The organism is Microbacterium sp. C448 (genome assembly GCF_000582705.2).
GTDB classification, from domain to species: domain Bacteria; phylum Actinomycetota; class Actinomycetes; order Actinomycetales; family Microbacteriaceae; genus Microbacterium; species Microbacterium lacus_A.
Window position 1 is genome coordinate 1 of the sequence record NZ_HG779733.1, and the last position, 9,312, is coordinate 9,312.

Genomic DNA, 9,312 nt, shown 5'->3' on the forward strand with positions numbered 1-9,312 from the left:
GATCCGCCGTCGTGGTCTCCGCCTCGAGGGTGTTCTCGCGATGCGGCATGATGCTGAGCCTTAGGCGCGCGCTGCGGCGTCGTTGACGGCCTGGACGATGTCCTCGGGCGAACCGTTGCCCGCGAGCATGTCGACCACGGCGACGTTCAGCGCGTTACCGACGTTCTGGCCGTAGCTCGTGTCGAGCCACTGCGGAGCGAACGGGGCTGCGTTGTACGCCTCGATGATCTGCTGCAAGTACGGCTCGGTGACTTCTTCCTGCGCCACGGTGTTGACCGGCGGAGCGTTGAAAGCCTTGTAGTAGTTCGTCTGCACCTCGGCGGTACCCAGGTAGTTCAGGAAGTCGACGCACGCGTCGGGCGCATCCACCGAGCACGAGTATCCGTCGACACCGCCCATGATGGCGCCGGCCTCACCCTCGCCGCCCGGAACCTCCGGGAACGGGAACCAGGCCAGGTCCGGCAGCGGCTGCTCGTCCGGCGTCAGCCCCGCGATGACTCCCGGGTTCCAAGCGCCCATGAGTTCCATGCCCGCCTGGTAGTTGGCGATCAGGCCGGCCGAGCTGCCCGCGCCCTGCTGAGCGGAGGTGGTGAGGAATCCGTCGTTGAAGGGCTCGAGTGCCGCGAGATCCTGCAGGTCTTCGCCGGCCTTGATCCAGCACTCGTCGCTGAAGTCGAGGTCGTCAGCGGCCGACTGGAGCGTTTCGGTGCTGCACTCGCGCAGCGCGAACCAGTAGTACCAGTGCGCCGCGGGCCAGGCGTCCTTCGCGCCCAGGGCGATGGGGGCGATACCCGCGGACTTCAGCTGCTCGACCGTCGCGTCGAACTCTTCGATCGTGGTGGGGTTCTCGGTGATGCCGGCCTCATCGAAGAGGTTCTGGCTGTAGAACAAGCCGCCGGGTAGCACGGCAACGGGCAGCGCGTAGATCTTGCCGTCGATCATGCTGGCGTCGTAGGCGGTCTCCGGGATCTCGTCGACCGCGGCGCCCGAGAGGCCGTCGGTCAGGTCCTTCAGCTGCCCGGCCTGCACCATCTCGGCCATCTTGCCGCCACCGCGCTGCAGGAACAGGTCGGGGGCGTCGCCCGAGTTGAGTGCGGTCTGGAGCTTGCCGTCGAGGTCTTCGTTCTGGACTGTCTGGATCTCGATCGTGACGCCGGGGTTCTCGGCCGCGAAGTCGGCGGCCGTGGTTTCCCAGAACTCCTGGCCGGGGCCCGTTGTGCTGTTGTGCCACAGCGTCATGGTCACGTCTCCGTCGTCTCCGCCGGAGCCGCCGCCGCTGCAACCGCTGAGCGCGAGAGCGCCGATGGCTAGTGCTGCTGATCCCACAAGGATCTTGGAACGCTTCATGTGATTCACCTGTTCTCTTCTTTGAGTGGCATCGACCACGCTGCGCGATGCCCGGGGGTACGGTGCCCCAGTGTTACAAGACGTTTCGGACTCGTCAAACGTTTTCGAAAACAGTTTCAAGGTGCGCTACGGTGAGCCGGTGAGCAAGCGAACGACGATCCACGACGTCGCGAAAGCGGCGGGCGTCTCGGTCGCGACCGTGTCGAAAGCGGTGAATGGCCGCTACGGCGTCGCGAGCGCCACGGTCGAACGCGTCAACGAAGTCGTCCGCGAACTCGGCTACGAATCGAGCTTGGTGGCGAGCAGCATGCGCTCCCGGGCAACCGGCGTCGTGGGCGTGCTGGTCGCCGATTTTGAACCCTTCAGCGCAGAGATCCTGAAGGGCGTCGGGCTCGCGCTTCGCGATTCCCGGTTCGACCTGCTCGCATACAGCGGCTCGAAGCACGGACAGAGCGAGGGCTGGGAGCGGCGTTCACTGTCGCGCCTGAGCGGCACGCTGATCGACGCCGCGATCATCGTCACGCCTACCGTCGTGGGTGCGTCATCCGAGATCCCCCTCGTTGCGATCGACCCCCACACGGGTCGCGCCGACCTCCCCACGGTCGAATCCGACAGTCTCGAGGGTGCGCGGATGGCGACGCGCTATCTCGTGGAGCTCGGACACACCCGCATCGGCTTTCTCGCCGGGCGCCCCGACCTGCGCTCCGCCGTGCTGCGCGAGTCCGGGTACCGCCTCGCGCTGAACGAGGCGGGCATCACCTACGATCCCAACCTGACGCGCGTCGGCATGTACCACCCGCGTACCGCGCGCGACGCCGCGATGGCGCTCCTCCGCATCCCCCGCCCGCCGACGGCCATCTTCGCCGCCAACGACCTCTCGGCCATCGCCATCGTCGAGGTGGCGCATCAGATCGGACTCGAAGTACCGCGCGACCTGTCTGTCATCGGTTTCGACGACATCCCCGAGGCATCGCAGTTCTCGTCACCTCTCAGCACGATCCGTCAGCCGATGCGCCGACTGGGAGCCGAGGCCGCGAGGATGCTGGTGCTACTGCTGAACGGCGATCCGCTGCCCGCCACGCACCTCGTGCTGCCGACGCGGCTGGTGCCGCGCGCGACGACGGCGCCGCCTCGGACGGACTCTTCTCAGACCGACTCGAGTCGCCGCCGATAGTAGGGCCGCAGGATCGGGCGCAGGATGACCCGAGACGGAACGCCGATCACCCAGACGACCGCGCCCGCGACCGAGCGGTCGCGGGAACCGAGCGCCATTCGCCGCTCCCAGACATCCCGCAACCGCCCGCCGCGACGGACGCGCCCGGGCTTCGCGGGCAGCTCTCCCGCGCGACGGAGCTCGACGAGCTGCACGAGTTCTGCGATCCAGTCTTCGTCCGCGGGATCGTGAAAGTAATTGCGCACGAGCCACTCGGTGGGCGGCAGCCGGAAGTCGCGACGCACGACGTCGTCCTCAGACCCGAGCAGTCCGCTGCCGACGAACACCGTGTTGATCAACGAATCGTCGACGCCGAAGGTGTCGAGCGCGATCACCGGGATGCCGCGCGCCACGGCTTCGATCGCGGCGGTCGAGCTGACGGTGACGAGTCCCTCGGCTGCGTCGAGTGCCCGCGCCATCGAGTCGGTCGAGACGACGAGGTTCGCGGGGAGCGGGCCCATCCGCCGGAGCAGATCGGGGTAACCGTGCTTCTGAGCGTGCGTCTGGTGCTCGCCCGCGACGGCGCGTTCTTTAACGACGACACGCTTGTCGGGGTTCGCACGCGCCGTCTCGATCAGCAGCCGAGCGACTCGCATCCGGTCGGTGCGCTCGCGCGGGACGATCGCCTGCGACGCGAAAACCAGGTCGGTACCCCGAGGCACGGTCGCTGAGCCTGTCGACGCGACGACACCAGCGCGCCCTTCGACAGCCTCAGGGGGCGTTGGACGTCCCGACCGCGCAAAGGGCAGCCCCGCCAGCGCGAAGCGTTGGGTCAGCCCGCGCTGTCGCGCGAGGGCAGAGAACGCCGCGATTTCGCGCGTGGAATGGAGCACGAACAGATCGCACTGTGTGCGGTGAACCATGGCCGCGGTCGTGGCGGGAATCGAGATGCCGGGCAGCCCCGACACGATCACGGGCCGGGATTCGAGCGCGGCGACGAGTGCGGTGAGCACCCGCACGACGGGCCCCCGAGCGGCGACCAGCACGGCATCCGGGGCGAGGTCACCGAGCACGCGCGCAAGATCGTCGTACACGATGCGTCGGACCCGCGACGGATCCAGCCCGCTCCCGTCCAGTGCCGCCGCCTGTTGCGCCGGACTGACGACCAACGCGGTCTCGATGATCAGAAGCCGGACATCCGATCCTGCGGGCAGCGACCCGAGCAGCGCCGCCGCCCACTTCACGTACGAATCGGTGTCGGCGAGCGCGACGACCCGCAGACCCCCGACTCGCACACGAAACCCCGTCACGTCAGGACGCGGCTCTCGTACCAGAACGCGCTTTCATGTCAGCACTCGGCGGAGCTTCGCCATGGGTGCCTGCTCGCCCGGGAAGACGCGCTTGACGCCGTCGCCGAGCGCCTGCTCGATGATCCGGATGTCGCGGACGAGATGCTGCAGCCCCGCCGGTTCGAGCGATGCCGCGTGATCGGATCCCCACATCGTGCGGTCCAGCGTGATGTGGCGCTCTACCGCGACGGCCCCGAGCGCGACGGCAGCGACCGAGATCTGCAGCCCGCGCTCGTGTCCCGAATAGCCCACGGGCACACCCGGGTAGCGATCGCGGAGGGTCGGGATGACGCGGAGGTTGGCCTCTTCCGGCTCCATCGGATAGGTCGACGTGGCGTGCAGCAGCACGAGCCGGTCGGTGCCGAGCACCTCGAGCGCGGTGTCGATCTGAGCGATCGTCGACATCCCGGTCGAGAGGATGATCGGCTTGCCCGTATCGCGCAGCGCCTGCAGGAGCGGGATGTCGGTGAGGCACGCGGAGGCGACCTTGTGTGCCACGACGTTCAGGTCTTCGAGGAACGCGACGCTCGGCACATCCCACGGCGAAGCGAACCAGTCGAGGCCCCGGAGCAGCGCGTGGTCCGATACCTCGACGTACTGCTCACGCGTGAACTCGACCCGGTAGCGGTAGTCGAGGTAGGTCATCGTGCCCCAGGGCGTCTCGCGCAACGTGTCGCGCATGTGCACGGGGGTGGAGATCTCGGGCGTGCGCTTCTGGAACTTCACGGCGTCCACGCCGGCGTCGGCCGCAACGTCGATCAGCTGCTTGGCGATCTCGACGTCGCCGTTGTGGTTCAGACCGATCTCGGCGATGACGTAGGCGGGTCGTCCGCCGCCGATCACGCGCGATCCGATGCTTACCGTCATGTTTTCTGCCTTTCGATGGGGACGAGTGATCGCAGAACGCGGTCGGAGAGCTCGCGGACCGCGCCGTCTCCTCCCGCCCGCGTGAGCACGACGCGTGCGGCGGCGAGCACGAGGGGGTGCGCGTCGGGCACCGCGACGGGCCACCCGACGAGATTCAGGCACGCCAGATCGTTGATGTCGTTGCCGACGTAGGCGACACTCGCGAGCGGCACGCCGATTTCGGCAGCCCACTCGATGAGGGCCGCCGCCTTGTCGTCGACGCCCTGGCGGACATCCACTCGCAGCTTGCGGGCACGTGCCGATACGACCGGGTTCGTCTCGGTCGAGAGGATGAGCACGGGAATGCCGGCTCGTCGGAGCTCGGCGACACCCATGCCGTCCGATCGGCTCACGCGCACCGTTTCGCGGCCCTCGACGTCGGTCGTGGCGGTGTCGTCCGTGTGCACGCCGTCGAAGTCGGTCACGACGGCGATGGCATCGATCGACCCGGGCTGGCCGCCGACGCCGTGCAGAAGCGGCGCGATCGCGCTCGCCATCACCAACTGCTCCTCCGTGTCGATCTCGATGGCGGAGCGCTCGGCGACCTCGACGACACCCACGCGCCCGAAGAAGCGATGGCGCGCCCCGTGGAAGCCGAGTGAGCGCATGACGTAGAACGCACCGGTTTCGAGGTAGTGCGGCTCGCGGTCCTGGCGCCGGGGCCGCGTGCTCGGCTCGTGGTTGATTCCGCGGGCCGTTCCGGATGCGTCCGCCGACCACAGGAATCCGTAGGTCTCGATCGCCGAGAACACGGAATCGAAGGACCTGTCCCGTACGAGCCCGATGGCGCGCTCGAGATCGCGTGGATCGATGAAGGGCGACGTCGCCTGCAGGAAGACGAGGATGTCGGTCTCGACACCCGTGGCGGCGAGGGCGTCGAGGGTGTGCAGCAGGGCGCTCTCGCTGGTTGCCGTGTCGCCGGCGAGGTTGACCGGGCGGGCGACGACCTGCGCGCCCCATTCTTCGGCGACGGCACCGATCTCGGCGTCGTCCGTCGAGACGACGACGCGATCGATGGATGCCGTCTCGCGGGCGGCGGTGATGGCCCGGGCGACGAGTGGCACGCCCCCCACACGACGGAGGTTCTTGCGCGGTACACCCTTCGATCCGCCGCGGGCCGGGATGACAGCGACGACTTCGCCCCGGGTCCCACTCACGCTTTCGCTCACGATGTTCTGCTCCGCAGCGCGACGCTGCGAACGGCACAGTCCGGTCGCAGCACAAGGGGCAGGGTCGTGGTGGTCGAAGAGGGCAACGTCACGATCTCGAGCCGCTCGATCGCGCCCGCAAGCACCATTTCGACGGGAAGCGACTGCCGGTCCAGATGCACCCCCGGAATCGCCGCGACGGCGTCGATCTGGTTCTCGGGCTCGCGCCGGTGCGGCAGGTAGGTCACGGGCGCACGGGATGCTTCCCACCGGACCCAGTCGAGATATTCCGCGAGCGGCATCCGTCCGTCCACGGGTCGGGCGCTGCCGAGCAGCACGCGTCCGGCGGTGGTCGTGACAAAGGCCCGCGCCGTGCGGCGGGTCCATTCGAAGGCGTGGCGGGCGACCCGATAGCCACGCTCGTCGAGCTCGCGCAAGCGGGCCTCACCGAAGTCGAAAGCCGTGAAGAAGTCGACCTGCCCGGCTCGGGCGCGACCCGCGATCTGGTCGAACGCAAACGGGGCGACCCGGGCGCCGAGGCCGCGTTCGGGCACACCGGGCCGAGCGAACGGCCGACGCCCCACGAGCGTGTCGGCGAACGCAATGGCGTTGGCTCCGTCGTCGAGGAATGTGATGCGCTGCGGGCGCAGGACGCTCGCGGCGAGGCGGAACTGCCCCGAGAATCCGTCGCCGACGAGCCAATGCTTGTGTCGCGCAAGCAGGTTCCACGGGATGCCGAGGTACGGCGCGCACTGCCCGAACAGCGCACCCCGCGCGATGAGTTCGTCGGCCGTCTCGGGCATCTGCGGTGTCAGGCGTCCGGCGATAGGCACACGGCGCCGATGCACCGCCGCCCATTCGGCCGCGCCCACCAACTGCAGCGGGGATTCGACCCAGGCCACCACCGGCATCGGTTCCGGACTCATTTCCCGCCTCCACTCCGTTGCACGTTCGGACGGAGATTTCACGTTGCGGGGTCAACGTGAACGACGGGCACCACTCACGTGAAGCGCACCGATCACCGACGTGAACGATCGGGACCGACGGCTCGAAGCACATCTGCTCGCGGCGGTGGCCGGATTATTGTGCACTTCTACGCCATCCGTGCAACAATGCACTCTGTGATGAATAGTGCACCGGACTCACTGCGCAGCCGTCAGCTCGCGGAGACCTCGCGACGCCTGCGGGCGGAGGCTCGCCGACTGACCGCCGAGCGCGGGCTGGCTGGATTCACCGTCGAAGAAGTCTGCAGCGAGGTCGGGGTGTCCCGCCGGACGTTCTTCAACTATTTCGCGTCGAAAGAGAATGCCGTCCTCGGCATTGCCGCACGCACCGACATCTCCGACCTCGACGACGCGTTCCTCGCTTCGCGCGGGGACGTTCTCGATGCGGGCGACGTTCTTGATGCTTTGGCAGAGCTGCACATCGCACGCTGGGAGCGGATGGACATGAGTCCGGCGGAAGTTCCCGCGCTCGTCGCGGCATTCACCCGTGCCCCGCAACTCGTGCAGCACCTGCTCGATATCGCCGCGATCGGTGAGCGGGAGGACGCCGCGCTCGTGGCCCGCCGCGAGGGATGGGCGGAGGATGACCCGCGCGCCGCCATCGCCGTACAGCTGATCACCGCACTCATCCGTCCGACCGTGTCCGAGTACTTCGCCGGCACGGGCGAGGACTTCCGAACCGTGATGATGCGCAAACTCGCCATCGCCCGCGCCTTCTTCGCCGCCTGACCCGAACGGACCGCATGTCTCAGCCCTCCCCCGCGCCCTTTCTGCTGACCAAGCGGCGTATCTGGATCATCTTCGGCGCGCTGCTGGCGGGCATGCTGCTGGCGAGCCTCGACCAGACCATCGTCTCGACCGCGATGCCGACGATCGTCGGCGAACTCGGCGGCGTCGAGCACCAGGTGTGGATCACGACGGCATACCTGCTCGCGACCACGATCGTCATGCCGATCTACGGCAAGTTCGGCGATGTGCTCGGGCGCCGCAATCTCTTCCTGGTCGCGATTGTTCTGTTCACACTCGCTTCGGTCGGCTGCGCACTGACGACCGATTTCTGGATGTTCGTGGTGTTCCGCGCCATGCAAGGTCTCGGCGGTGGCGGACTGATGATCCTGTCGCAGGCGATCATCGCGGACATTGTGCCGGCCCGCGAGCGCGGCAAGTACCTCGGCGTCCTCGGTGCGGTCTTCGGCCTCGCCGCCGTCGGCGGCCCCCTCCTGGGCGGCTTCTTCGTCGACCACCTCACCTGGCAGTGGGCTTTCTGGATCAACATCCCCGTGGGTATCGCGGCGTTCGTGATCGCCCTCGTGGCGCTGACGCTGCCGAGCAAGAAGGCGACCGCGCCGATCGACGTGCTCGGTGTGGTGTTCCTCTCGATCGCGACGACCTGTCTGATCTTCTTCACCGACTTCGGCGGGGATGCCGCTCACGGATGGGTCGCCCTCGAGACCTGGGCATGGGGCGTGGGATTGCTCGCCTCCGCCGTCGCCTTCGTCGTGACCGAGGCGCGCGCAGCTGACCCGATCATCCCGCTGAGCCTGTTCCGCAACCCGATCTTCGTCAACGCCACCGCGATCGGCCTCACGCTCGGTTTGGGAATGTTCGCCGCCATCGGGTTCATCCCCACGTTCCTGCAGATGTCTTCGGGAACGTCGGCCGCCGCATCCGGACTGCTGCTCCTGCCGATGATGTTGGGCCTGATCGGCACCTCGATCGCATCGGGCGTGCTGATCACCCGCACCGGGCGCTACAAGATCTTCCCGATCGTCGGCACCCTCCTCACCGGCGCCGCGATGATGGCACTGACCACACTGACGGCCGAGACTCCGATCTGGCTGATCTGCGTCTTCCTGTTCGTCTTCGGCGCGGGCCTGGGTCTGATCATGCAGGTCGTGGTCCTCGTCGTCCAGAACGCCGTACCGGCCGCCCAGATCGGCACCGCGACGAGCACGAACAACTACTTCCGCGAGGTCGGCGCCGCGCTCGGCGTGGCGGTCTTCGGCACGATCTTCACCAACCGTCTGACGCAGAATCTGACGCAGGTCTTCACCGACGCCGGCGCCTCACCCGAGGATGCCGCGAACTCAACGGCGACGATCGATCCCCGGGTTCTGGCCACCCTGCCGGACGAGGTACGCGACGGCATCGTCAACGCCTACGCGGACGCCCTGGCACCCGTGTTCTGGTACCTGCTGCCGTTCATCGGCCTGGCGTTCGTCCTGTCGCTCTTCCTCAAGCAGATCCCGCTCTCGGATGTCGCGGGACTCGTCGCGCGCGGGGAAGCGATCGGCGGCGACGAGGCCGAACGCCTCCAAGCCGAGCGAATCGAGGCCGAACGAATTGATGCCGAACGCCGCGCCTAAAGCGCGACCCGAGCGTCAGGTCGCCTTCGGCGGGGGCCC

Annotated in this window: 8 protein-coding genes; 3 read left to right on the plus strand and 5 right to left on the minus strand. The window is 67.9% G+C overall.

Annotation, left to right across the window (positions count from 1 at the left end):
• Positions 1–60 precede the first annotated feature (60 nt).
• Positions 61–1,347, minus strand: coding sequence for an ABC transporter substrate-binding protein (locus tag MIC448_RS11495; protein WP_036299772.1), 1,287 nt, complete (start codon positions 1,345–1,347; stop codon positions 61–63).
• A gap of 139 nt (positions 1,348–1,486) precedes the next feature.
• On the opposite strand from MIC448_RS11495, the gene MIC448_RS11500 reads away from it, so the two are divergent.
• Positions 1,487–2,521 (plus strand): LacI family DNA-binding transcriptional regulator, encoded by a 1,035-nt coding sequence (locus MIC448_RS11500; RefSeq protein ID WP_036299785.1) that lies wholly within the window; start codon positions 1,487–1,489, stop codon positions 2,519–2,521.
• Here the strand turns inward: MIC448_RS11500 and MIC448_RS11505 are convergent.
• From MIC448_RS11505 to MIC448_RS16440, 4 genes are read right to left on the minus strand one after another with little or no spacing between them, the layout of a single operon-like run.
• Positions 2,494–3,810 carry a DUF6716 putative glycosyltransferase gene (locus MIC448_RS11505; protein ID WP_051513677.1) on the minus strand — a complete coding sequence of 439 codons (1,317 nt, stop codon included), beginning with the start codon at positions 3,808–3,810 and terminating at the stop codon, positions 2,494–2,496. The genes MIC448_RS11500 and MIC448_RS11505 overlap by 28 nt on opposite strands.
• Positions 3,811–3,843: 33 nt before the next feature.
• Positions 3,844–4,716 carry an N-acetylneuraminate synthase family protein gene (locus MIC448_RS11510; RefSeq protein ID WP_036299775.1) on the minus strand — a complete coding sequence of 291 codons (873 nt, stop codon included), beginning with the start codon at positions 4,714–4,716 and terminating at the stop codon, positions 3,844–3,846.
• A complete protein-coding gene (locus tag MIC448_RS11515) occupies positions 4,713–5,924 on the minus strand; it encodes an acylneuraminate cytidylyltransferase (RefSeq protein ID WP_036299777.1) in 1,212 nt (403 codons plus the stop codon). The genes MIC448_RS11510 and MIC448_RS11515 overlap by 4 nt, the downstream gene beginning before the upstream one ends.
• Positions 5,921–6,829, minus strand: coding sequence for a hypothetical protein (locus MIC448_RS16440; protein ID WP_036299779.1), 909 nt, complete (start codon positions 6,827–6,829; stop codon positions 5,921–5,923). Before MIC448_RS16440 ends, MIC448_RS11515 begins: the two co-directional genes overlap by 4 nt.
• Positions 6,830–7,027: 198 nt before the next feature.
• Between MIC448_RS16440 and MIC448_RS11520 the strand changes: the two genes are divergently transcribed.
• A complete protein-coding gene (locus MIC448_RS11520; protein ID WP_051513679.1) occupies positions 7,028–7,636 on the plus strand; it encodes a TetR/AcrR family transcriptional regulator in 609 nt (202 codons plus the stop codon).
• A 14-nt stretch (positions 7,637–7,650) separates the two neighbouring features.
• On the plus strand, positions 7,651–9,273 hold the full coding sequence (locus MIC448_RS11525; protein WP_036299782.1) for an MDR family MFS transporter: 1,623 nt from the start codon (positions 7,651–7,653) through the stop codon (positions 9,271–9,273).
• Positions 9,274–9,312 lie beyond the last annotated feature (39 nt).